Below are 21,926 nucleotides of genomic sequence, written 5' to 3'. Positions count from 1 at the left end.
ACACTCGGTTCCGGCTGGTTGCCAACCTTTGCCGGGCAGGTTACCAGCCTGCCAGGTCCCGCTAAGAGATTTCCGTTATATTATCCGTTACATAACTTTCCTCTCCTCCAGGCTTTGCCTGGCGCACTCTCCGCGGAAACGCCCGCCACAGCGGTGAGCAATAATAGAACGGGTTTCCACGCCAGAACCGTGGCAGCCTGGTGGCCGCGGAAAAATTGTGACTACGGGATGACTCGGACGAAGCACGTGCTGTATATCACGCAACGCTCCTGTGCTGACGACCGCGCCCGGAATGGACAACTTCTACCTCACACTGGCCTGCCTGGGCATCAAGCTGCTGCTCATGCCCGCCTGTGCCTGGCTGCTCTGGCTCGCGGTGGGGCAGGATGGGCTGGCCTTTCGACAAACCAGACTTCGTCAGCGACCTCCCGAACCCCTGCAAACTGCCCAGCGAATACGCCGCACACATTGGCCTTCCGTTTAACGATGTAAATCCTGCCGCACTGCGTGAGCCAGGCAACAGCGCTTATCGTAAATATCTGATTAAAAATGTAGAAACTTCGAATTTACCTTAGAAAATTGAAAGGTATCCTTACCTCACTTTCAAGGGTGGCTCCAAGCTACCGGCTTCGGAGGACAAAGCATGAGTTCCAACACAGACAACCGCCATCACGATCGAGCCACCGCGCCGTCGCGTGGTCAACGCTTTCTCACGTGGATACAGGAACCCTTTGGCTCCGTGATGTTCGCATCCGTTGCCACCATAAGTTCATTCGGTCTTGTACTCTCCGGTATGTGGGCGATTCAGGCAACCCTGAATTAAGGCCCGCGCCATCCGCTGTTCGTCTTCCCGCGGTCAGGCTCCTTCGCGCATGCAACAGGGTGTCGGTGATTAAGCCTCAAGACCTGCCGTACTGGCCCTACGAGAGATCACCGGGGCACTGCAGCCAATGCCTGTTGCAACCACTGCCGCAGCTGCTGTTCACTCATGGCGCCAGCCTGATGTGCAATTTGGTTTCCGCGATGGAAAAGCATCAACGTGGGAATACTGCGAATCTGCCAGTTGAATGCGGTCGCTACCGCAAGCTCAGTGTTGACCTTGAGCAAGCGCACCCCCCGCTGGGAGGATGCCAGCTTGGCGAAGGTGGGCGCGAACATCTTGCAGGGGCCGCACCACTCAGCCCAGAAATCGACCAGTAGCGGCAGCTCATCCTTCTGCAGCAGGCGCGTAAAGGACGCATTGTATTGTCTCGCGAATGGGTCTGAGGATGCCGTGTTTGCTCTAAAGCCAGCACTTGTTCCGGAGATACCCATGCCCCACCCTGCCATCAGATACCTGCGCCCCAAAATCAGCACAGTATTAGTAACCAGCAGTGTTGTCCTGTATAACACGCAATTTTCCCGTGCTGACTGCCACCGTCATGGACAACTTCTACCTGATACTGGCCTGCCTGGGCATTGGCCTGCTGCTGCGCAGGGCGCCCGGCATGCCCGCCAACAGCGCCATGGCACTGAACGGCTATGCGCTCAATGTGGCCCTGCCGGCAGTCATTCTCCTCAACCTGCCGCTGCTGAATATCTCCAGTGCCCTGCTGATTCCAGCGCTGACCCCATGGCTACTGATGCTGCTGGTCATCGCCCTGGTGCTGACGCTCGCACGGCTGCTGGGATGGTCCCGGGAAATCACCGGGGCGCTGTTGATCGTGGTACCGCTGGGCAACACTTCGTATCTCGGCTTTCCCCTCGTGCAGTCCTTCTTCGGCCAGGAAGCCATGCCCTACGCCGTGGTCTACGACCAGCTGGGCTCGTTCATCGCACTCGCCGCTTACGCGCCGGTCATTGCCGCGCTCTATGGCCCCGCCGTGGAGCGACCAGCGGCGGCCGCGATCCTGGCGCGGATTTTCACCTTCCCGCCCTTTATTGCCCTGCTCGCCGGGCTACTGCTGCGCGGGGTCCAACTGCCACCACTGGCAAACCAGCTGGTGGCCATGCTGGCCGCCACCCTGATACCGGTAGTGATGGTCGCAGTGGGCCTGCAGATCACGGTACGTTTCCACCGCCGCGAGCTGCTGCCGCTGACCTTCGGCCTGGGCATCAAGCTGCTGCTCATGCCCGCCTGTGCCTGGCTACTCTGGGTGGTAGTGGGGCAGGACGGGCTGGCGACGCGCATCGCGGTCTTCCAGGCCGGCATGCCGTCGATGATCTCCGCTGGCGCCATAGCGATTGCCGCGGGGCTGGCGCCGCGACTGGTGGCCGGCACAGTCGGGCTCGGATTGATCCTGTCGTTTGTCAGCCTGCCACTGTTGTACTGGCTGTTGGCGGGTAGCCAGGCATGAACAACCACCCCCCATCCTCCCGTCACTTCGGCGTCGACGGCTGCAAGGGCGGCTGGTTCCATGTCTGCCTCGCGAACGGCGAGCTCTCGGGAGCAGTCGCCCCCCACATCAATGCCATTGTAGCGGAGACTACCGTCGCTGATGTCGTGTGCATCGATATACCCATTGGCTTGTTGGACTCCGGCCCCGATTCCCGGCTGTGCGACACCCAGGCGCGGCGTCTGCTCGGCCCCCGCGCCGCCAGTGTCTTCAACGCCCCGATCCGGGGTGTGCTCGACCAGCCCAGCTATGCGCAGGCCAACCTCCTCAGCCGCGAGCTGTCCGGCAAGGGCCTCAGCAAGCAGACCTGGAATATCTGCGCCAGGATCCACGAGGTCGACAGCGTGCTGCAGACCGATGCAAAGGCCCGGAAGATTCTCCGCGAGGCCCACCCCGAGCTGTGCTTCTTTGGCCTGGCGGGGGGCCGCCCCATGCAGCACAACAAGAAAACCGGGGGCGGTTTCGCAGAGCGCCTGGCACTCCTTGAGCGTCATTTGCCCTCAGCTGGAGATTTTGTGGCGGCGACACTCGCCCGTTATCCGCGCTCACGAGTGGCCAGGGACGACATTGTGGATGCAACGGCCTGTGCGCTGACGGCATCAATGGGCGAGCGCTGGCGCAGCGTCCCGGCCAGCGCCGAGCACGATACCCGGGGCCTGGCGATGGAAATCGTGTATTGCCTGCCATGATTGACTAGACTGGAAGAGCTGGCTTGCTGAATTGCAGTCTGTGCTCCACCGCACTGATGGTGGCACCCGGATTATGGCACCCTGCTGGTCGGCAGCTATCTTCACGCCACCATCGACGGAGTTATACCTTATGGACATGAGCCTCGCACTGACACCGATTGTTTCCCTGATCGCCGGTATTCTCATATTCGTGTTCCCGCGCCTGTTGGCCAAGATTGTTGCGATCTATCTGATCGCTGTCGGGGTGATCGGGCTGGCAGGAGCTGGCAACTTCCACTTCTGAGTGAGGCAGAAGATGAATCGCCTCGCCATTGTCATTCTCGCCCTGTCTCTCGTGGGCTGCGCGGTCAACCCGGTCACCGGCGATCGGGAGCTGGCACTGGTATCAGAGGGCCAGGAAATCCAGATCGGGCGCGAGGTTGCCAGCTCTGCCGAGCAGCAGTTCGGCCTGGTCAAGAACGACGAACTGCAGGCGTATGTACAGCGGCTCGGCGACCAGCTGGCAATGGCCTCCGAGCGGCCGGAGCTGCCCTGGACCTTCCGGGTAGTCGACGAACCGACGCCGAATGCATTTGCCGCGCCGGGAGGATTCATTTATTTCACCCGTGGCCTGTTGGCCATGCTGCGCAATGAAGCGGAACTGGTGAGTGTGCTCGGTCACGAGATTGGCCACGTCACGGCGCGTCACTCGGTCACCATGATGAGCAGGGCACAACTTGCCCAGCTGGGCATCGGCATCGGCTCCATTCTCAGTCCAACCGTGGCGCAGTTCGGGGACCTGGCGGCGGGCGGCCTGCAGCTGCTGTTCCTGAAGTACGGCCGCGATGCGGAGCGCCAGGCGGATGATCTTGGCTACCGCTATGCCCTGGAGCGGGGCTATGACGTGCGCGAGATGGTGAATGTCTTTGCCGCCTTGCAGCAGTCGGCGGAGCTGGCGGGGCAGACCCCGGTGCCGAACTGGCAGGCGTCACACCCCTACCCGGCAGAGCGGATCCAGCGCATCAACAGGCAGCTGGCCTCATTGCCCCCGGCATCCTCCCCTCGCCGCATTGGCGAAGACGACTATCTGCAACGAATCGACGGGCTCGACTACGGCGAGAATCCGCGGGAAGGATTTTTCGATGACAATCGTTTCCTGCACCCGGACCTCGCCTTCCGCCTCGATTTCCCCCCGGGCTGGCGCACACAGAACCTGTCCCGGGCCGTCATCGCCGGCAGTCCGCAGGAGGATGCCATCATCCAGATGACGGTGGTTCCCGGCAGCCTGAAGGAGGCGGCCAACAAATTCTTCAGCCAACAGGGACTGACGGCCGGCAGGGTAGGATCACAGAAGGTCAACGGCCTGCCCGCGATTGCTGGCGCCTTCGAGATACAGACCGAGCAGACCAAGCTCGGCGGAGCGGTAACCTTCGTTGAGCTGGACGGCCGCACCTACCGGATACTGGGCTACACGCCTGCCCAGCAACGCAGCAAATACGAGAAGACCTTCCGCGCCAGCATGAACAGTTTTGCGCGCCTCACCAATGCCCGGGCTCTCGACAAGCAGCCGTTGCGGTTGTCCATTGTGCGTCTGCCGCGCAAGATGACCCTCGAGGCATTCAATCAAGCCTACCCCTCGGCTATTCCACTGGCAGAGCTGGCCCTGATCAACCAGCTGCAAGGGCCAGGGGACACGATGCCGGCGAACTTCCGGGCCAAGCGGGTCACCGAGCCGGGATCCTAGCCGCCCTGGAGTTCACCTCCGGGCGCACTGGGTGCTGCTATTACTTTTCCGCGTTCTCCAGCCGCCTCTCCAGCATATGAATCCGCTCCATGGCATCACTCCAGAGGTGCGTCAGGGCCTGCACGATCGGGCGATACAACGTCACACTGAAGGTAGCCTGCTCAGCCTGATCGTATGCATCGGCTGCCGAGGATCCCGCCGCCAGGGCTTTTAGCTGAATCCCCAGTTGCTGGTCGGTACGCAGTGTGTGAAAGACCAGCCAGTTAGTGACAAACTGCAGCAGTCTCTCGTAGCGCCGCTCCATGGGCTCATCTGCCGTCAGTGACCGCAGGCGCTCGATGTCGTAGAAAAAGGACTGGTGCTCCATTTGCTGAAGCTTGAGATGGCGCGGGTCAACGCCCTGCTCCACCATCAATTGCTCCTCATCGTGGAAATGTTTTTCGGCGTACTGGAGCAGGCCGTCCAGGGCACCTTCCAACTCGTCGGAACTTTCCTCGTCCTGGGCAATATCCTCACCAATTCGCGACAGCATGGCGAACAGCTCGCGATGTTCAGTGTCAATGATTGGTTGGCCAATTTCGTAGCGCTCGTTCCACTGAAACATTGACAGTCCTCCGAAAAGCGGCAGTGTAGCAGACGACAAACGTTTGCGAGCACAGCATGATTCTTTCCAGGAGGTTTCCATGAGCACAGAAGCAGTCATCGTCGACCTGGCCGGCCCGGTCTGTACCATCACCCTGAATCGCCCGGACAAGCGCAACGCCGTTGACCGCCCCACCGCGGACGCCCTGCGCGCGGCCTTTGCCCAGTTCGAGCGCGACAGCAGCCTGCGGGTGGCCGTGCTGCACGGCGCCGGCGGCAACTTTTGCGCCGGCGCCGACCTGGGTGCGATGAGTGATCCGGCGCTGCGCAACGAGGTGGAAGCAGAGGGTACCGGCCCCGGCCCCATGGGGCCGAGCCGGATGCAGCTGTCCAAGCCGGTAATCGCCGCGGTCGAGGGCTATGCGGTTGCCGGCGGGCTGGAACTGGCGCTGCTGTGCGACCTGCGGGTGGCGGCGGAGTCCGCCGTGTTCGGGGTGTTCTGTCGGCGCTGGGGCGTGCCCCTGATCGACGGCGGCACAGTGCGCCTGCCCCGTGTCGTCGGCCAGGGCCGGGCCCTGGACATGATCCTCACCGGGCGCCCGGTGGACGCCGCGGAAGCGCTGCAGATGGGCCTCGCCAATCGCGTGGTGGCCGACGGCACTGCTCGCGCCGCCGCCGAGGCGCTGGCGGCGGAGATCGCCGCCTTCCCCCAGCAATGTATGCTGGCGGACCGGGCTTCAGCCGTCGGGCAGTGGGACCTCGATCTCACCGCGGCGCTACAAAACGAGGGACGGCAAGGCTACCCCGTGGTTTTCGCGGAGGCCATTGCCGGCGCCGAGCGGTTCGCTGACGGTGCGGGGCGCCACGGGGAATTCGGGACCCGGTGAGGCCGTCAGCTGACATGCGCTAAAATCTGCCGGGGAGAGTATCTCTACATGCGTGTTTTTTTCGGACTGAATATCGACACCGACACCCGCCGGGCGCTGGCCGACTGGCGCGACCGCCACGGCGCCGCCGCTGGCCGCGCGGTGCCCGCAGCCAACTTCCACATCACCCTGGCGTTTATCGGCGAGTTGGAGAACCGGCAGCTGGACGCACTCTGCCGGGCCGTTGATGCCTGGAAGCCGGAGCCGCCTGCCGGGGCTGGGGAAGCATTCCTGGATCAAGTGGGGTACTGGCCCAAACCCGGTATTTACTGGGCGGGCCCGTCGCAGCCAATGCCGGAGCTTGCGGCGCTGGCTCGCAAGCTGCAGCACGTCGGCGGCCTGGTCGGTGCCAGGCTTGAGAAGCGACCCTTCACCCCGCACGTGACCCTGTACCGGGGCTGCACAGAACCGCCGCCAGCGCCCGACGTACTGCCAGCTATTCCCGTGGCTTACGACCATTTCACCCTGTTTGCATCACAAATGGGCCGCCAGGGTGTCAGCTACCAGGCGCTGGAGCACTGGCTCCTTGGACCCTGATCCCAACGCTTGCACATCTATTTTTTCGCTTTTTTGGCGTCCTTCTTGAGATCGCCGAATACCGCTTGAGTCTTGCCCACGAACTTTTCAGCCTTGCCCTCATACTCCATGCTCTTGTCACCGAGCACCTTGCCGGTGGTTTCCTTTAGCTTTCCTTTCGCTTCTTTCGTGTGGCCTTTAACCTGATCCTTGTTCATGCTTGGTACTCCATAGTTGGGGGAACACTACAATCATGAACTCATTTGCGCCCGAGGTCTGTGCGGTAGCCGACGCATGGCATGACGTCGGGCACTGAGCCAGGCTACAGCTGCGGTACTTCCGCCTCGTCGATGGGCAGCTCCGCACGGCCGATGCGCTCCGCCCGCTGTTGCAGAGTCTGCGCTGCATCTTCCAGCCCGATCATGATCACGAAGCGCTGCTCGCGAATGCCCTGCAGGCAGTACTGGGCCAGGTCGTCCAGGTCCTGGAACTGGAGCTCCCAACCGGCGCTGGCCGCCGCCTCCTTGAACTGCTCGATAGTGGGCGCCGGTATCGCGGGCTGCTCCCGCGCCAGGTCCGAGGGCCGGTTGCGATCGGTGGTCCAGATACCGGTATCCAGCAGGCCACCGGAGGGGTAGAACACCGAAGCACCCAGGGCTGTGCCCTGGGATTTCAGCTGCGCCGACAGGCACTCGGTCAGGCAGGACACCGCCGCCTTGCTGGAGGCGTACACGGACTGGTAGGGCAGCGCCGAGATGCCGCCATCCCCGGAGGAAGTATTGATGACATAGCCCGGCTCGCCGGAGGCAATCATGCGCGGGACAAAGGCCTGGATACCGTGTACAACCCCCAGCACGTTGACCCCGTGCACCCACTTCCAGTCGTTGGGCGTGGTCTCCCAAATATTGGCCGAAGGCGCGGCGACGCCGGCATTGTTGAACAACAGGTGGCAGCGACCGTGGCGCTCGAACACCTGATCAGCCAGGCGCGTGACGGAAGCCGCGTCCGCAACATCCGTCACCACGCCACTGATATCGCCGAGCGCCGCAAACTCGGCGGTCACGCGGTCGAGCGCAGCCTGTTCGACGTCGGCCACCACCACATGGGCGCCTTCCTGCAACAGGGCCTTGACCAGGGCGCGGCCAATGCCGCTGGCGCCGCCGGTGACGACTGCTACTGAATCGGAAAAATTCTGCATGGAATTGCTGCCTTCTGTTATTGGAATGTGCCCAGTATCCGCACCCGCAGGCGGCTTGCCCAGCCCGGCGAGGCATTAGCGCCGACCAGTTCAAGTAATGCGACCCTCGCAGGGCCGGAACCCGTGGGAGGCCGGCGGCCCAGGCCACCCTCTCTGGCCGCTGCGCGGCCATTCACCTTGTGGCCCAGGCGGTAGCTCACTTGTGGGAGCCCGGTCTCCGGGCGATAGCCATGGGCACAAAACATCGCCCACAGAGTGGGCTCCTACAAGGCCGACCCAATATGAACTAAGATCGAGACTCTGCAATTGCCCGAACGAGGACTCGACACCATGGCCAAGATACTGCAGGACCCGGACGGCACCCGCCTGCCGATCAAGCTGGACAGTACCTCCAACGGCGAGTTCATGCCCATCCCGCTGGACGCGATTCATCACCATGCCAACCGCCTGGCGCTGGAGGATGCGGACCGCAACGCCCGCCGCCGCGGTGTCGACCGCCGCTCGTTCCTGGTCAGCGCCTGCGGCGCCGCCAGCACCCTGCTGGCTTTCAACAGCGCCTACGCCACCCGCGGCGAGCGCGGCGGTTACTTTGAACTGGACCCGGAGGCCGCCATGGACCCCCAACTGGCGGTCGCCGGGGTCGAGGGCAAGGAATTCATCTTCGACGTCCAGGGCCACTTCGTGAATCCGACCGGCGCCTGGACGCAAAAACTGCCGGAAGACGCTCGCCCTCTGTCCGGCCTCCCCAATGCCAGTTGCGAAGCGGGTCAAGGTCCGGGTCGCGCCTACCTGGACTGTTTCAACTCGGAGCAGTTCGTGCAGGATGTGTTCATGGATTCCGACACCGACCTGATGGTGCTGTCCTTCGTGCCATCGCGGGCGGATGCAGAGCCGCTCACCATTGAAGAGGCGGCGGCGACAGCGGAAATCGTCGAGCGCATGAACGGTACCCACCGCCTGCTGTTGCACGGGCGGGTCAATCCCAACCAGCCCGGCGACCTGGACGCCATGGACCAGCTGGCCGAGCACTGGGGGGTCAGCGCCTGGAAGACGTATACCCAGTGGGGCCCGGAGGGCAAGGGTTTCTGGCTGGACGACGAGGACACCGGCATTCCCTTCCTGGAGAAAGCGCGCCAGCTGGATGTGAAGATCGTGGCAATCCACAAGGGCCTGCCCTTTGGCCCGGACTCCTACGAGCACTCCACCTGCGCCGACATCGGCCGGGCCGCCAGGCTGTACCCGGACATCAGCTTCCTGGTCTACCACTCGGGGTACGTGGCCGGCACCAGCGAGGGGCCCTACGACCCCAACCGCGAAGACGGCATCGACGCCCTGGTAACCTCGCTGCGGGACAACGGCATCACCCCCAACAGCAATGTCTACGCCGAGCTGGGCAGCACCTGGCGCTACCTGATGCGGGACCCGGACAGCGCCGCCCACAGCCTGGGCAAATTGCTCAGCTACGTGGGTGAGGACAATGTCCTCTGGGGCACCGACTCGATCTGGTATGGCTCACCCCAGGACCAGATCCAGGCCTTTCGCAGCTTCCAGATTGCGGACCGGCTGCAGCAGATGTACGGCTACCCGAAGATGACGGCGGAGCTGCGGGCGAAGGTCTTCGGGCTTAACGCGCTCAAACCTTACGGCCAGAAAGTCGCGGATCTCATGCCCCGCTTCGGCCTGGATACCGTGGCGACGTTGCGCAGCGACTACCGCACGCGGCCGGACCCGCATTTTCGCACCTACGGCCCCAGGAACCGGCGCGAGTTCATGAACCTGATGCGCTGGGGGGCCTGAGGCAAGCTCAGGATTTGGCCGCCAGCGTCTGCATGATGCTGGAGAAATCCTGCTGGCCCATGCCCTGTTCCTGCAGCTGGCTGTAAAGCTGCTTGGCCAGCTGACCCATGCGGTTGTCCACGCCGCTGTGCTCGGCAATGGCCATCGCCAGGCCCAGGTCCTTGGCCATCAGGTCGACCATGAAGCCGGGCTTGTAGTCGTTGCTGGCGGGCGCCTTCTCCATGACCCCGGGGTAGGGGTTGTAGACTTCCAGCGACCAGTTGCGGCCGGAACTGGCGAGCATGATCTCGGACAGGACCTTCGGGTCGAGGCCGTTGCGGACGCCCATTTCCAGCGCCTCGCAGGTGCCGATCATGTGGATCGCCAGCAGCATGTTGTTGCAACCCTTGGCTACCTGGCCCGCGCCCGCGGGGCCGGCGTGGAAGATGTTCTTGCCCATGTCGGCGAGGATGATCTTCGCCTTCTCGAAGGTGGCGGCTTCGCCACCGCACATGAAGGCCAGGGTGCCGGCAGCCGCCGCGGCAACACCGCCGGAGACCGGCGCATCCATGAAGCCGATGCCCAGTGCGGCCGCCGCCTCGCCGACTTTGCGGGAGGTCGGGGCGTCGATGGTGCTGCAGTCGAGCACGGTAGTGCTGCTGTGCAACTGCGCCAGCAGGCCATCGTCACCCAGGTAAACCCCTGCCACGTGCTTGCCGGCGGGCAGCATGGAGATCACGTACTCCGCGCCGACAACGGCATCGGCCGCCGAGGCAGCGACGCTGGCGCCGGCGTCCGCGAGCTGCTGACAGGCGGCCTCGGAAAGATCAAAAACCTGCACCGCGTGGCCGGCCTTGACCAGGTTGCTGGCCATGGGACCGCCCATGTTGCCAAGACCGATAAATGCGACTTGCGCCATTGTGTAAAACTCCTGTCCTGTTAGAGGTCCGCCAGCGGATTTTCAGCCCACGGCGCCCGAAAGAATGAATCGAGCAGGTCCTGGGGCACAGCCCGCGTACCCGGGAAGGACCAGGCGGGATTGCGGTCCTTGTCCAGCAGCAGGGCACGCACGCCCTCGGCAAACTCCGGATAGCGCACGATATTGGTGGCGAGCACGATTTCAGCCTGGAACACTTCGCGCAACGAGGCGTGGCGAGTCTCCTGCAACTGGCGACTGATCCACAGGGCCGCCAGCGGCGAGCCGTGGGCGAGACCATCGCGCGCCTTCGCCAACCAGGGATCGTCGGTCTGCTGGCCAGTGATGGTGTCCACCACCTGATGCACATCGTCGCCGTCACAGAGGGCATTGATCAGCCGCAGGTGCGGTTCCACCTGGCCGCCGGGCATGCTGCCGACACTCTGCTCGGTCAGCGGGCGCAGGATGTGGCGTACCTGGGCATGGTTGGCGCCGGTGTCGTCGCTCCAGCGACTGCGGCGCAACTGCTCCAGCACGGCAGCCTTGTGCTCACTGCCGATAAAACGGTCGGCAATGCCGGTGAAAACGGCATCCGCGGCATTGATCGAGGCCCCGGTCAGGGCCAGGAACTGGCCCGCCTTGCCGGGCATGTGGTTGAGAAACCAGCTGCCGCCCACGTCGGGGAACAGGGCGATGGTGATTTCGGGCATGGCGATGCGCGTGGCCTCGGTCACGACCCGGTGTGAGCAGCCGGCCATGACCCCGAGGCCGCCGCCCATGACAATGCCGTGGCCCCAGCAAATGATGGGCTTGGGCCAGGTATGCAGGGTGTAGTTCATGCGGTATTCCCGAGCGAAGAAGGCTTCCGCCTCCTCGCAGGGGCCGCCGGGGGTCGCGGTGGCGGAGCGGTGCAGCGCCTGCACATCACCGCCGGCACAGAAGGCTTTTTCGCCGCTGCCGTCGATAAACACGGCAGCTATGGTCGGGTCGTCGCGCCAGGCGTCCAGCTGCTGTTGCAGCGTGTCCACCATCGGCAGGGTCAGGGAGTTCAGGGTTTTCGGTACGTTGAGGGTCAGGCGGCCCACTTTCAGGTGGGCGCAGGCCAATTCCTCGATAACTACAGCTTCATCTGACATGCTTGGATCCTTAGCGGTTTTTCCACTCGGGCTTGCGCTTTTCCAGGAAGGCGTTGACACCCTCGCGCTGATCTTCGGTAGAGAACAGCTCCACGAACAGCTCCCGCTCCAGCGCCAGGCCGCTGCCGATCTCGATGTCCCGGCCGCTGTGGATCAGCGTCTTGCAGGACGCCACGGCGCCCGGGCTCTGGCCGCCCACCTGTTCCGCCAGGGCCAGCGCCCTGTCCAGGGCGGCGCCCCCGGGCACCACTTCCTCCACCAGGCCGATACGCAGGGCAGTCGCGGCATCCACGCGCTCGCCACAGAGGATAATGCGCTTGGCCCAGCCCTCGCCCACCAGCCGCGCCAGGCGCTGGGTGCCGCCGGCGCAGGGCAGCAGGCCGACCTTGGCTTCCGGCAGCGCCATTTGCGCATGCTCTTCGGCAATGCGGATATCGCAGGCCATCGCCACTTCCAGGCCACCGCCCATGGCGAAGCCATTGACCGCGGCAATGGAGACGCCGCGGAAGTCCGCCAGGGTCTCGAAGGCCTCGCCAAAATACTCCGCCATGGTGCGGGCAGTACCGGGGTCGCCATCGGCAAACAGCTTCAGGTCCGCACCCGCAGAGAAGAACTTGTCACCAGCGCCGGTCAGCACCAGGGCGAAAATCGCGTCTTCCCGATTGAGTTTGTTGATCAGGTCGCGCAGGGCGGGCAGGCTCTCGGTGTCCCAGGTATTGGCCGCCGGGTTGTCGATGGTGACCAGGGCGGTGTGGCCGCGGACCTCGACCTTGAGTTTGTCGGATGTACTCAGGTTCATTTGATGACCTCCAGTGCGCCGTCCATTAGCATTTTCCGGGCCACGATGACCCGCATGATTTCGTTGGTGCCTTCCAGTATCTGGTGGACCCGGGTGTCGCGCACGTGACGCTCCATGGGATACTCGCGGATGTAGCCGTAGCCGCCGAACAGTTGCAGGGCATCGTTGCAGACATTGAAACCCACGTCGGTGGCAAAGCGCTTGGCCATGGCACAGTAGGTGGATGCCTGCGGATCCCTGTGGTCCAGCTTGCTGGCGGCGAGGCGCACCATCTGCCGCGCCGCAACCAGTTCCGTGAGCATGTCCGCGAGCTTGAACTGGGTGTGCTGGAAATCAGCGATGGCGGTGTCGAACTGGCGCCGCTCCTGGACATAGGCGGCGGCCTCCTGCAGCGCCTGCTGGGCGGTACCGACGCTGCAAGTGGCGATATTGATGCGGCCCCCGTCCAGCCCCATCATGGCGATGGCGAAACCCTGCCCTTCCTCGCCCAGGCGATACCCCACCGGCACCCGCACGTTGTCGAAGGTAACCATGCGGGTAGGCTGCGCGTTCCAGCCCATCTTGGCCTCTTTCTTGCCGTAGCTGATGCCGTCGGCGTCCGCGGGCACCAGCAGCGCGGTGATGCCGCGGGCACCGTTGTCGCTGGTGCGCAGCATCACCACCAGTACGTCGGTGTCGCCGGCGCCGGATATGAATACCTTGCTGCCGTTGATCACGTAGTCGTCGCCGTCGCGCTTCGCCGTGCTGCGCAGCGAGGCGGCGTCGGACCCGGCGCCGGGCTCGGTGAGGCAGTAGGAGGCCAGTTTTTCGCCACTGACCAGCGCCGGGCACCAGTCGTCGATGACCGAATCACTGCAGTAGGTGCCAATCATGCTGGTGGCCATGTTGTGGATGGTCAGGAAAGCGGCGGTGGTGGTGCAGCCGCGCGCCAGTTCCTCCACGATCAGGCTGGCATCGAGCCGGCCCAGCCCGAGGCCGCCGGCGCGCTCGGGAGTGTACATGCCCATGAAGCCGAGCTCACCCGCCTGACGCAGCGCGTCCTTGGGGAAAAAGGACTCCTCATCCCACTGTGCCGCGTTCGGCGCCAGCACAGCGTCGGAAAAGGCCCGCGCGCTGTCGATGAAGGCCTGTTGCTCTTCGGAAACCGAAAAATCCATGACGTCGGCCCCCTCAGAAACGGTTCATGACTTTGCCGAACAGTTCCTCGTCGCTGGGGATGACCTTGGTCTGGGCCAGCGGCTTCGACACCCAGGTCTCGTTGATCAGGTCGCGCCAGGTAATGTTGTGGTTGATGCTGTTGCCACCCCAGGAACCGCAGCCCAGGGAGAAGGTCTGGCGCATGCCGTTCCACAGGTTGCCGCTGTTGGAGGCGGCCTGGGGCTGGTTCACCATCACCCGCGAAGTGCGTGTGGCCAGGGCCAGCTTGAGGATGTTGTCGTCGCTGCTGGAGTAGATGCCGCAGCTGTGACCCTGGCCCTGATAGGCCTGGATGCGGTTGGTCAGCTCGATGGCCTCGTCGATATCCTTGACCTTGTACAGGGCCATGGTCACGGTCAGTTTCTCGCCGGAGAAGGGATGGTCCGGGCCGGTGCCCGTTTCCGGCACGATCAGGAACTGCTTGCCTTCCGGCAGGTCGATACCGGCGCGACCGGCGATGGTGGTGGCGTGCTGGGCGACGATATTGGGGTTGAGGTGCCCGTCCACCCAGATCACGCTCTGCAGCTTCTGCTTGTCTTCGCCATCGATGATGTAGCCGCCCTCGTGCTTCAGCCGCTCCAGGAACTCATCGTAAATCGATTCAAACACCAGCACCGCGTTGTCCGAGGAGCAGGATGCCGCCAGGTCGAGGGTCTTGGAGATGCGGATTTTCTCCGCCGCGTCGTCCAGGTCCGCGGTGTCGTCGACCGTGATCACGGCGTTGCCCACACCCACGCCCAGGGCCGGGGTGCCGGAGGAATAGGCGGCGCTGACCATCGCCTCGCCCCCGGTTGCAAGGATGCGATCGCACTGGCGCATCAGTTCGTTGGTCTTGTCCAGGGAAGGCACGTCGATGCTCTGCACCAGATCCGCCGGCGCGCCCATGGCGACAATGGCCTCGCGCATGTAATCGCAGATCATCTTGTTGGTCAGCTTGGCGCGGGGATGTGGCGCGATGATGATGGCGTTGCGTCCCTTGACCGCGGAGATGGCCTTGATGACCGGTGTTGCTTCCGGGTTGGTGGAGGGCGACAGGGCACCGATCACACCGACCGGCTTGGCGATCTTGATGATATTGCGGACCGGATCCTCCTCGATCACACCCACCGACTTGTCGTTGATGATGTCCATCAGCGTGGCGCGGGTCTTGCGATGGATCTTCAGAAACTTGCCGTCGTAGTTGCCGAGCTGGGTTTCCTCGACTGTATGGTGAGCGATCTTCTCGGAGACGTCTTCGCGCGCCACCGACCACACCATGGCGGTGATCAATTCGTCGACCTGTTCCTGGGTGTAGTGCTCGATCGCTGCCTGCGCCGCCCGGGCGCGCTGCACCATCGCAGCAATTTCATGCTGCACTTCGTTGCCTTCCTGAATTGTCTCGGCCTTGGCCATGGCTCACACTCCTGCTGACTGTAGACGGAATTATTACGTTAGCCGACAAGGATACTGGCGGCGGGGCCAAGGGCAAAGGGACTAAATTGCGGTTGATATGGACTATCTTGCGGCGTTATTGACCGTTTAAGCCGGGAATCGCTCGAGAAATGCGTCGAATTTATCCACCGGCAGCGCCTTGCTGATCAGCCAGCCCTGGACATCGCAGGCCCCCATGGCAGCGACGATCTGCAGCTGTTCAAGGGTCTCCACACCCTCGACCACGATCTCCATGCGCAGAGCGCGCGCCATCTGGAATATGGCGGAGACCACGGCGGCCTGCTCTGCGTCCCGGTCTATCCCGGCGACAAACATGCGGTCAATCTTCAGGGTCTGCACCGGCAAGCGCACCAAATAGTGGAGTCCCGAGTAGCCGGTGCCGAAATCGTCAATGGCGATACGTACCCCGAGGGCGCGCAGGTCCCGCAACCAGCGGGCCGTGCTTTCCATGTCTTCTATCAGACTGCTTTCGGTCAGTTCGAACACCAGATGCCTGGCGGCATCCGGGTTCGCCTCCAGCAGCTGGCGGGTGTGATCGAGGAATGCCGTGTCCCGCACCTGCAGCGCAGATACGTTGATGGAAAGATCGAAGGGTTCCGGCAACCGATCCGCCCACGCCGACAGCTGGCTGACCGCTGCCTCAAGCACCCATTCTCCCAGCGGCAGGATCAGGCCGGTTTCCTCCGCCAGGGGAATGAACCCGTCGGGATAGCGGAGACCATCGGGATGGCGCCAGCGCAGCAGGCACTCCGCGCCGACCACCCGCTGCAAAGCGCTGTCCACCAGGGGCTGGAAATGCAACTCGAACTCATTGTTCTGCAGCGCCGCCCGCAGCTCCGACTCCAGTTGCAACCTGGAGAACACCTTGCGATTGTGCTCCTCGGTGTAGAACGCATAGCGATTCCTGCCGGATTGCTTGGCATCGAACATCGCCATGTGCGCGCGCTGCACCAGCACATCGAAGTTGTCGCCGTCATCGGGATATACGGATATCCCCATGGAGGCGGTCAGGCTCAACCGTGCGTCCTGCGGCAGCTCACAGGGCTCGGCTATGGTGCCAAGGATGCGGTCCGCCACCCGGGCAGCATCCAGCGTGTCGCTGAAGTCGCTGAGCACGACCACGAATTCGTCGCCGCCGAACCGCGCCAGCTGCATCCCCAGGTTCTCGAGCCCCAGGCTTTCGTCCCTGACAACCAGGTCACAGGGGCGCACCGCGGCCGCAAGCCGCGAGGACACTTGCCGGATCAGGCTGTCCCCGACCGCCGGGCCCAGGGTGTCGTTGATATGGCGGATACCGTCGAGATCCAGCATGCATACCGCACAGCGATTGCCCTGCCGGGCTGCCCGGGCCAGCAGCTTCACCGCCTGCTGCTCCAGCAGACGGCGGTTGCCGAGGCCAGTCATTTGATCGTAATGCGCCAGACGGTGCAGCTCCTGCTGAATGCGCTGGCGCTCGCTGATGTCCTGGAGAATGGCGATGAAGACACTGGGATCATCGTCTTCCGAATACAGCAGCGTGCCTTCGGTGGGATAGACGGACCCATCCTTGCGCCGCATCTGCAGGGAAAACTTTTCCTGCTGGTGCAGACGCACCTGGTCCAGCATGGCATCGAGCCCGCTTGCGGAGCCATTGTGCAGCAGCTCGGCGAAGTTCCTGCCCTGCAGCTCCGCCTTGCCATAGCCGAGATTGCGCAGGGCGCTGATGTTCTCGTCCAGCAACGCGTGGGTGTCGGCAGCGAATACCAGGATCTCGTCCGGAGACTGGTTGATGACGCGGGCAAAGCGATCCGCCGAACGCTGAATGGCGACGACACCGGCGGCGCGCAGCGCGAACCGGGCGCGATAGGCCAGGGCCGACCAGTTCACCGGCTTGGACACGAAGTCCCAGGCACCGATGGCAAAGGCACGCTCTTCGGCATCGGTCTCGTTCAGCGACGTGAGGACAATGACGGGGGTATTCTTGAATCGGGGCCGGCGGCGGATCTCGCGGCACACCTGGAAACCGTCCATGCCCGGCATGATGATATCCAGGAGGATGATGTCCGGCGCAATCTCATCAATCCTGGCCAGCGCGTCCGCGCCGCTCAAAGCGGTGGCGACGGTGTAACCCTCGGAGGCAAAAAAAGTCTCCGCCAGCAGCAGGCTGCCCGGATCATCATCGACCGCCAGCATGACATAGCCCGGCTCCACCTGCTCATCGGGCGTGGCCGGGTTACCTGGCATGAACAAGGAATGGGTGATAGCGGCCAAGGCCCCGTCGCAGACACACAGTGGCAGATACCGGGAGTGTGCGGGGCGTCATGGCGCCTGTCAACCAGCGCAGGCTTGCACTAGAATAAAGGCAATTCCCCGCAGCCCCGCACAACGGACCTCGCCATGCCCCGCAAGACCCTGGCACTGCCCGAACGGTTTATCTTCACTACCCACTACGATGTGCTCTACACCGATGTGAATAGCGCCAACCACCTCGGTGCCGAGCGGCTGCTCTCCATCGCCATGGAGGCCCAGCTGCGCTTCATCCGCCAGCTCGGGCACAGCGAAGCGATTGTCTTCGAAGAGGCGGGACTGATCATGGCGCACGCCGAAACCGCCTATCTGGCGGAGGCGGACTACGGCGACCGCCTCAAGGTAGAACTGGGCGTCAGTGAGATCGAGAACAAGAGCTTCCAGTTTGTCTACCGCATCAGCAAGGACGCCAGCGGCGTCGAGGTTGCCCGGGTCGCCACCACCCTGCTGTTCTTTGACTACCAGCAACACCGGGTAGTACCGGTGCCGGCCGCCTTCCGGGCGCAGGTGCAGGCCTGACATGGCCTGGCTGACGCTCACCATGTCCCTGGGCGGCCTCGGCCTGTTGCTGCTGGGCATGGGCATGATGACTGACGGCCTCAAGGCAGCGGCGGGCAACTCCCTGCAGGGATTCCTGGAGCGCTCCACCCAGACCCGGCTGCGAGCCGCCATGGCCGGCTTCGGCATTACCGCGCTGGTACAGTCCTCCAGCGCCGTCATCGTCGCCACCCTGGGCTTCACCAACGCCGGCATGCTGCGCCTGAAGCAGGCCGCCTGGGTCGTCTTCGGCAGCAATGTGGGCACCACCATGACCGCCTGGATCGTGGCCCTGGTCGGCCTGCGCATCAAGGTGGAGCTCATCGCCCTGCCGCTGATCGGCATCGGCATGCTGCTGAAGCTCTTTTTCAGCAAGGGTCGCAGTGCCCACGTCGGTGTCGCCCTCGCCGGCTTCGGCCTGCTGTTCCTGGGCCTGGGCATGCTGCGGGATGCCTTCATTGACGTGGCCGACTGGATTCCGATCGACCAACTGGGCACCGCCGGCGCCACCGGCATCATCCTGGGGGTGCTGTTCGGAGCCCTGCTGACAGCCCTGATCCAGTCCTCGTCCGCGGCACTCGCCATCATCCTCACCGCCTCGGTCACCGGGGTGTTGACCCCGCTGCTCGGCGCCTCCCTGGTGATCGGCGCCAATATCGGCACCACCGCCACCAGTTTGCTGGCGAGCATAGGCGCCACCGCCAACGCCCGCCGCCTGGCCCTGGTCCACGTGGTCGAGAAGGTGCTGACCGCGGTGATCGCACTGATCCTGCTGGTGCCGCTGTGGTGGGTCTCCGAGCAACTCGCCGGTGGCGCCGCCGGGCGCACCAACATCAGCACCGGCCTGGCCTTGTTCCACACCCTGTTCAACCTGCTGGGCCTGCTGCTGATGTGGCTGCTGGCAGACTGGCTGTTGCGGCATGTGGAGCGCTGGATCAAGCAGCCGGAGCTGAGCTCGGAAAAGCTGCGCTACCTTGACGATACCGTGCTGGCGCTGCCTGCGATGGGTGTCAGCGCCATGCATTCCGAAATCAAGCGGGTCTTCAAGCAACTGCTGGCTCGCGGCCGCCAGATCATCGACCCCGACAAGGAACCCGCTCCCGAGGAAAGCATTCGCACCGGTGTGCTGCTCGCCGCCATCGCCGACTACGGCAACCGCATCGGCGCCCAGAACCTCGGCAACGGCCTCTCGGAAACCTTTCTCAACCTGTACTGGGCGCGAGAGGAATGTGTCCAGTTGCGGGACATCATGCTGGAGCTGGCGGACGTGCCACAAGCGGACATCAACGCGGCGCTCACCCCGGCACTGCGGGAGTCCTTTCTCGGCATCATGCGCAGCGGCGAACTCAAGCAGCTGGATCTCGAGCACCGGGTTGTACGCCTGCAGGACATCAAGCGCCTGCGGCGGCAACGTCGCGCCGAGCTGCTGGAGCAGATTGGCAGCGGCCTGGTGACCGCACCGGACGCCACCCGCCTGCTGCATATTGTCGGCCTGTTCGAGGACAGCGCCAAACGCATCCTGCATATCGCCGAGGTCATTTACCCGGAGCCCGAGCCGGAAGTACAAGTATTTGCGCCAGCCGCAGTCGGATAGGGGCAATCGCGGTCAAAGTGTCGCCGCTGGAGGCTCTGTACCGGGAAAATAGGGCCACATACCAGAACGGATCTGCCATGCGCCCACTGCTGCTACTCACTCTCACCTGCCTGCTGAGCCTGCCCGCCGGCGCCACCACGGTTACCGACGAGCGCCTGCTGGCGGCCGCTGACGATGCCGACAACTGGCTCAGCCACGGCCGCGACTACAGCGAACAACGCTACTCGCCGCTGGCGGACATCAATACCGACAATGTCAGCGAGCTGGGGCTGGCCTGGCACTTCGAAACCGACACCCGCCTCGGGCTGCAGACCACACCGCTGGTCATCGACGGCGTGCTGTACTTCACCGGCGCCTGGAACACCGCCTGGGCGCTGGATGCCGCCACTGGCGAACTGCTGTGGAAGTTCGACCCGCAGGTGCCCCGCAGCAAGAGCATCACTGCCTGTTGCGGTGCCATCAACCGCGGCCTCGCGGCCTGGGGCGACCTGCTGTTCATGGGCGCGCTCGATGGCCGCCTGATCGCCATCGACCGCGCCACCGGGCAGCTGCGCTGGTCGGTCCAGACCACCGACCCCGCCCAGCCCTATGCCATTACCGGTGCGCCGCGGGTGGCGCGGGGCAAGGTATTCATCGGCAACAGTGGCGCCGAGTTCGGCACCCGCGGCTATGTCAGTGCCTACGACGCCGCCACCGGCGAGTTCGTCTGGCGCTTCTACACCGTCCCCGGCAACCCCGCCGACGGCTTCGAAAACGAGGCCATGGAACGAGCCGCGGCGACCTGGAGTGGCGAGTGGTGGCGCCATGGCGGCGGCGGTACGGTCTGGGACAGCATCGTCTACGACCCCGAGTTCAACCAGCTCTACCTGGGCGTGGGCAACGGCGCACCCCACAATCGCAGAATCCGCAGCCCCGGCGGCGGTGACAACCTGTTCCTCACCTCCATCGTCGCCGTCGATCCCGATACTGGCGAGTACCTGTGGCACTACCAGCAGGTGCCGGGGGAGACCTGGGACTACACCGCCAGCCAGCAGATGACCCTGGCCGAGATCCCCTGGCAGGGAGAACCGCGCAAGGTCATCCTGCACGCGCCCAAGGCCGGCTTCGTCTACATCGTCGATCGCGCCACCGGCAAGCTGCTGTCGGCGGAGCCTTACACGACAGTCACCTGGTCCAGCGGCTACGACATGGACAGCGGCCGGCCGCGGGAAAACCCGGGGCAGGACTATGACGGCGAAGCAGCCATGGTCTTCCCCTCCGCCATGGGAGGACACAACTGGCATCCCATGGCCTACAGCCCCGATACCGGCCTGCTCTACATCCCCGAGCTGGACATGGGCATGCTGTTCGACGAAGTCGCGCCGGTTGATTACCAGCATCTGAAACGCCACTACAACACGGGCTATGAATTCAATCATGAGCGCTACTCCCAGCGCTTCACCCAGGCCATGCTCCGGCACCTGCCCAAGGCCCATCTGCTGGCCTGGGACCCGGTGCGCCAGAAGACGGCCTGGAAACTGCCGCACCCGAACATTCACAACGGCGGCATCCTCGCCACCGGCGGCAACCTGGTGTTCCAGGGCACTTCGGATGGGCGCTTTATCGCGGTACAGGCGGACAACGGCGAGCTGCTGTGGACCTACGAGGCGCTCAACAGTGTGATGGCGGGACCGGTGAGCTACCGGGTCAATGGCGAGCAGTACGTGGCAGTCGCTGTGGGCCGCGGCGGCGCGCTGACCATGAACACGGGCCGGTCCTTTCCCACCGACAATCCCAACAACCGCATCGTGGCGTTCAAGCTGGGAGGCACTGCCACGCTGCCCGCGACACCCGTACCGGAGCGCCCGGCACCGCCGCCCATGCCCGAGGCGACGGCAGAGGACCTGGCCGAGGGGCGCGCCGCATTCAACCGCTACTGCGCCCGTTGCCACGGCGCCGATGTCTATGGCGACGGTTCCATCCCGGATCTGCGCTACCTGGCCCCGGTCTGGCACGAGAACTTCGCCGCCGTGGTCCTGGAGGGTCTGATGGAGCAGGCGGGGATGCCGCGCTTTGACGATGTACTGGATGCGGCCCAGGTGGAGCAGATTCACGCCTACGTCATTGCCCGGGCCCACGAGGATTACGCCCTGCGCCAGGAGCAGGGCTGGCTGGGAGCGATGAAAGATTACGCTACCGATATCTCCGCGCGCGTGGCAGCATGGCTGGTACGCCTCCAGGCCGGGGGCGACTGAAGCCACAAGGA

At 64.0% G+C, this 21,926-nt stretch carries 20 protein-coding genes; 10 read left to right on the top strand and 10 right to left on the bottom strand.

Annotated features, from left to right (window positions below; all coding sequences use genetic code 11):
• Nucleotides 1-930: 930 nt before the first annotated feature.
• Nucleotides 931-1,329, bottom strand: a complete 399-nt coding sequence (gene trxA / locus RLO07_RS00165; protein ID WP_462290105.1) for a thioredoxin — start codon at nt 1,327-1,329, stop codon at nt 931-933.
• A gap of 74 nt (nt 1,330-1,403) precedes the next feature.
• Between trxA and RLO07_RS00160 the strand changes: the two genes are divergently transcribed.
• The 4 genes from RLO07_RS00160 (at nt 1,404) to RLO07_RS00145 (ending at nt 4,787) form a co-directional block, all read left to right on the top strand.
• Complete coding sequence (locus RLO07_RS00160; RefSeq protein WP_462290104.1) at nt 1,404-2,336, top strand: AEC family transporter; 933 nt, start codon at nt 1,404-1,406, stop codon at nt 2,334-2,336.
• Nucleotides 2,333-3,064: a DUF429 domain-containing protein gene (locus RLO07_RS00155; protein WP_462290103.1), complete on the top strand. Its 732-nt coding sequence runs from the start codon at nt 2,333-2,335 to the stop codon at nt 3,062-3,064. Before RLO07_RS00160 ends, RLO07_RS00155 begins: the two co-directional genes overlap by 4 nt.
• Nucleotides 3,065-3,194: 130 nt before the next feature.
• On the top strand, nt 3,195-3,347 hold the full coding sequence (locus RLO07_RS00150) for a DUF3096 domain-containing protein (protein ID WP_462290102.1): 153 nt from the start codon (nt 3,195-3,197) through the stop codon (nt 3,345-3,347).
• Between the two features lie 12 nt (nt 3,348-3,359).
• The gene (locus tag RLO07_RS00145; protein WP_462290101.1) at nt 3,360-4,787 is read left to right on the top strand and encodes a M48 family metalloprotease; all 1,428 of its coding nucleotides are present in this window, start codon (nt 3,360-3,362) and stop codon (nt 4,785-4,787) included.
• Nucleotides 4,788-4,827: 40 nt separating this feature from the next.
• Here RLO07_RS00145 and RLO07_RS00140 read toward each other — a convergent pair whose 3' ends face one another.
• Entirely contained in the window at nt 4,828-5,391 is a 564-nt protein-coding gene (locus RLO07_RS00140) for a bacteriohemerythrin (protein ID WP_462290100.1), read from the bottom strand.
• A 79-nt stretch (nt 5,392-5,470) separates the two neighbouring features.
• On the opposite strand from RLO07_RS00140, the gene RLO07_RS00135 reads away from it, so the two are divergent.
• Complete coding sequence (locus RLO07_RS00135; RefSeq protein ID WP_462290099.1) at nt 5,471-6,256, top strand: crotonase/enoyl-CoA hydratase family protein; 786 nt, start codon at nt 5,471-5,473, stop codon at nt 6,254-6,256.
• Between the two features lie 48 nt (nt 6,257-6,304).
• A complete protein-coding gene (thpR, locus tag RLO07_RS00130; protein WP_462290098.1) occupies nt 6,305-6,832 on the top strand; it encodes an RNA 2',3'-cyclic phosphodiesterase in 528 nt (175 codons plus the stop codon).
• 17 nt (nt 6,833-6,849) lie between these two features.
• On the opposite strand, the gene RLO07_RS00125 is transcribed toward thpR, so the two are convergent.
• A complete protein-coding gene (locus tag RLO07_RS00125; RefSeq protein WP_462290097.1) occupies nt 6,850-7,029 on the bottom strand; it encodes a CsbD family protein in 180 nt (59 codons plus the stop codon).
• A 104-nt stretch (nt 7,030-7,133) separates the two neighbouring features.
• Nucleotides 7,134-8,009, bottom strand: coding sequence for an SDR family NAD(P)-dependent oxidoreductase (locus RLO07_RS00120; protein ID WP_462290096.1), 876 nt, complete (start codon nt 8,007-8,009; stop codon nt 7,134-7,136).
• Nucleotides 8,010-8,339: 330 nt separating this feature from the next.
• On the opposite strand from RLO07_RS00120, the gene RLO07_RS00115 reads away from it, so the two are divergent.
• On the top strand, nt 8,340-9,806 hold the full coding sequence (locus RLO07_RS00115; protein ID WP_462290095.1) for an amidohydrolase family protein: 1,467 nt from the start codon (nt 8,340-8,342) through the stop codon (nt 9,804-9,806).
• Between the two features lie 7 nt (nt 9,807-9,813).
• Here RLO07_RS00115 and mmsB read toward each other — a convergent pair whose 3' ends face one another.
• The 6 genes from mmsB to RLO07_RS00085 form a co-directional block, all read right to left on the bottom strand.
• On the bottom strand, nt 9,814-10,704 hold the full coding sequence (gene mmsB / locus RLO07_RS00110; RefSeq protein ID WP_462290094.1) for a 3-hydroxyisobutyrate dehydrogenase: 891 nt from the start codon (nt 10,702-10,704) through the stop codon (nt 9,814-9,816).
• Nucleotides 10,705-10,724: 20 nt separating this feature from the next.
• Nucleotides 10,725-11,837: an enoyl-CoA hydratase/isomerase family protein gene (locus RLO07_RS00105; protein ID WP_462290093.1), complete on the bottom strand. Its 1,113-nt coding sequence runs from the start codon at nt 11,835-11,837 to the stop codon at nt 10,725-10,727.
• 10 nt (nt 11,838-11,847) lie between these two features.
• On the bottom strand, nt 11,848-12,636 hold the full coding sequence (locus RLO07_RS00100) for an enoyl-CoA hydratase (RefSeq protein ID WP_462290092.1): 789 nt from the start codon (nt 12,634-12,636) through the stop codon (nt 11,848-11,850).
• Nucleotides 12,633-13,793: an acyl-CoA dehydrogenase family protein gene (locus tag RLO07_RS00095; protein WP_462290091.1), complete on the bottom strand. Its 1,161-nt coding sequence runs from the start codon at nt 13,791-13,793 to the stop codon at nt 12,633-12,635. Before RLO07_RS00095 ends, RLO07_RS00100 begins: the two co-directional genes overlap by 4 nt.
• 13 nt (nt 13,794-13,806) lie before the next feature.
• Nucleotides 13,807-15,225, bottom strand: coding sequence for an aldehyde dehydrogenase family protein (locus tag RLO07_RS00090; RefSeq protein ID WP_462290090.1), 1,419 nt, complete (start codon nt 15,223-15,225; stop codon nt 13,807-13,809).
• 126 nt (nt 15,226-15,351) lie between these two features.
• Nucleotides 15,352-17,487, bottom strand: coding sequence for a putative bifunctional diguanylate cyclase/phosphodiesterase (locus tag RLO07_RS00085; RefSeq protein ID WP_462290089.1), 2,136 nt, complete (start codon nt 17,485-17,487; stop codon nt 15,352-15,354).
• A gap of 153 nt (nt 17,488-17,640) precedes the next feature.
• On the opposite strand from RLO07_RS00085, the gene RLO07_RS00080 reads away from it, so the two are divergent.
• From RLO07_RS00080 to RLO07_RS00070, 3 genes are all read left to right on the top strand, one after another.
• The gene (locus tag RLO07_RS00080; protein ID WP_462290088.1) at nt 17,641-18,069 is read left to right on the top strand and encodes an acyl-CoA thioesterase; all 429 of its coding nucleotides are present in this window, start codon (nt 17,641-17,643) and stop codon (nt 18,067-18,069) included.
• A 1-nt stretch (nt 18,070) separates the two neighbouring features.
• The gene (locus tag RLO07_RS00075; RefSeq protein ID WP_462290087.1) at nt 18,071-19,681 is read left to right on the top strand and encodes a Na/Pi cotransporter family protein; all 1,611 of its coding nucleotides are present in this window, start codon (nt 18,071-18,073) and stop codon (nt 19,679-19,681) included.
• 77 nt (nt 19,682-19,758) lie between these two features.
• The gene (locus RLO07_RS00070) at nt 19,759-21,915 is read left to right on the top strand and encodes a PQQ-dependent dehydrogenase, methanol/ethanol family (RefSeq protein ID WP_462290086.1); all 2,157 of its coding nucleotides are present in this window, start codon (nt 19,759-19,761) and stop codon (nt 21,913-21,915) included.
• Nucleotides 21,916-21,926: the final 11 nt, after the last annotated feature.

The sequence above is a fragment of the Haliea sp. genome (genome assembly GCF_040221975.1).
In the GTDB taxonomy this organism is placed as follows: domain Bacteria; phylum Pseudomonadota; class Gammaproteobacteria; order Pseudomonadales; family Halieaceae; genus Haliea.
The sequence above is the reverse complement of the archived record's forward strand: the minus strand, read 5'-3'. Positions and strand labels throughout refer to the sequence as shown.

Bases quoted from the DNA above. Each gene is read 5' to 3' on its own strand.
- trxA (WP_462290105.1), bottom strand. From the start codon at position 1,329: ATGGCAGGGTGGGGCATGGGTATCTCCGGAACAAGTGCTGGCTTTAGA.
- RLO07_RS00155 (WP_462290103.1), top strand. From the start codon at position 2,333: ATGAACAACCACCCCCCATCCTCCCGTCACTTCGGCGTCGACGGCTGC.
- RLO07_RS00150 (WP_462290102.1), top strand. From the start codon at position 3,195: ATGGACATGAGCCTCGCACTGACACCGATTGTTTCCCTGATCGCCGGT.
- RLO07_RS00145 (WP_462290101.1), top strand. From the start codon at position 3,360: ATGAATCGCCTCGCCATTGTCATTCTCGCCCTGTCTCTCGTGGGCTGC.
- RLO07_RS00140 (WP_462290100.1), bottom strand. From the start codon at position 5,391: ATGTTTCAGTGGAACGAGCGCTACGAAATTGGCCAACCAATCATTGAC.
- RLO07_RS00135 (WP_462290099.1), top strand. From the start codon at position 5,471: ATGAGCACAGAAGCAGTCATCGTCGACCTGGCCGGCCCGGTCTGTACC.
- thpR (WP_462290098.1), top strand. From the start codon at position 6,305: ATGCGTGTTTTTTTCGGACTGAATATCGACACCGACACCCGCCGGGCG.
- RLO07_RS00125 (WP_462290097.1), bottom strand. From the start codon at position 7,029: ATGAACAAGGATCAGGTTAAAGGCCACACGAAAGAAGCGAAAGGAAAG.
- RLO07_RS00120 (WP_462290096.1), bottom strand. From the start codon at position 8,009: ATGCAGAATTTTTCCGATTCAGTAGCAGTCGTCACCGGCGGCGCCAGC.
- RLO07_RS00115 (WP_462290095.1), top strand. From the start codon at position 8,340: ATGGCCAAGATACTGCAGGACCCGGACGGCACCCGCCTGCCGATCAAG.
- mmsB (WP_462290094.1), bottom strand. From the start codon at position 10,704: ATGGCGCAAGTCGCATTTATCGGTCTTGGCAACATGGGCGGTCCCATG.
- RLO07_RS00105 (WP_462290093.1), bottom strand. From the start codon at position 11,837: ATGTCAGATGAAGCTGTAGTTATCGAGGAATTGGCCTGCGCCCACCTG.
- RLO07_RS00100 (WP_462290092.1), bottom strand. From the start codon at position 12,636: ATGAACCTGAGTACATCCGACAAACTCAAGGTCGAGGTCCGCGGCCAC.
- RLO07_RS00095 (WP_462290091.1), bottom strand. From the start codon at position 13,793: ATGGATTTTTCGGTTTCCGAAGAGCAACAGGCCTTCATCGACAGCGCG.
- RLO07_RS00090 (WP_462290090.1), bottom strand. From the start codon at position 15,225: ATGGCCAAGGCCGAGACAATTCAGGAAGGCAACGAAGTGCAGCATGAA.
- RLO07_RS00085 (WP_462290089.1), bottom strand. From the start codon at position 17,487: ATGCCAGGTAACCCGGCCACGCCCGATGAGCAGGTGGAGCCGGGCTAT.
- RLO07_RS00080 (WP_462290088.1), top strand. From the start codon at position 17,641: ATGCCCCGCAAGACCCTGGCACTGCCCGAACGGTTTATCTTCACTACC.
- RLO07_RS00075 (WP_462290087.1), top strand. From the start codon at position 18,071: ATGGCCTGGCTGACGCTCACCATGTCCCTGGGCGGCCTCGGCCTGTTG.
- RLO07_RS00070 (WP_462290086.1), top strand. From the start codon at position 19,759: ATGCGCCCACTGCTGCTACTCACTCTCACCTGCCTGCTGAGCCTGCCC.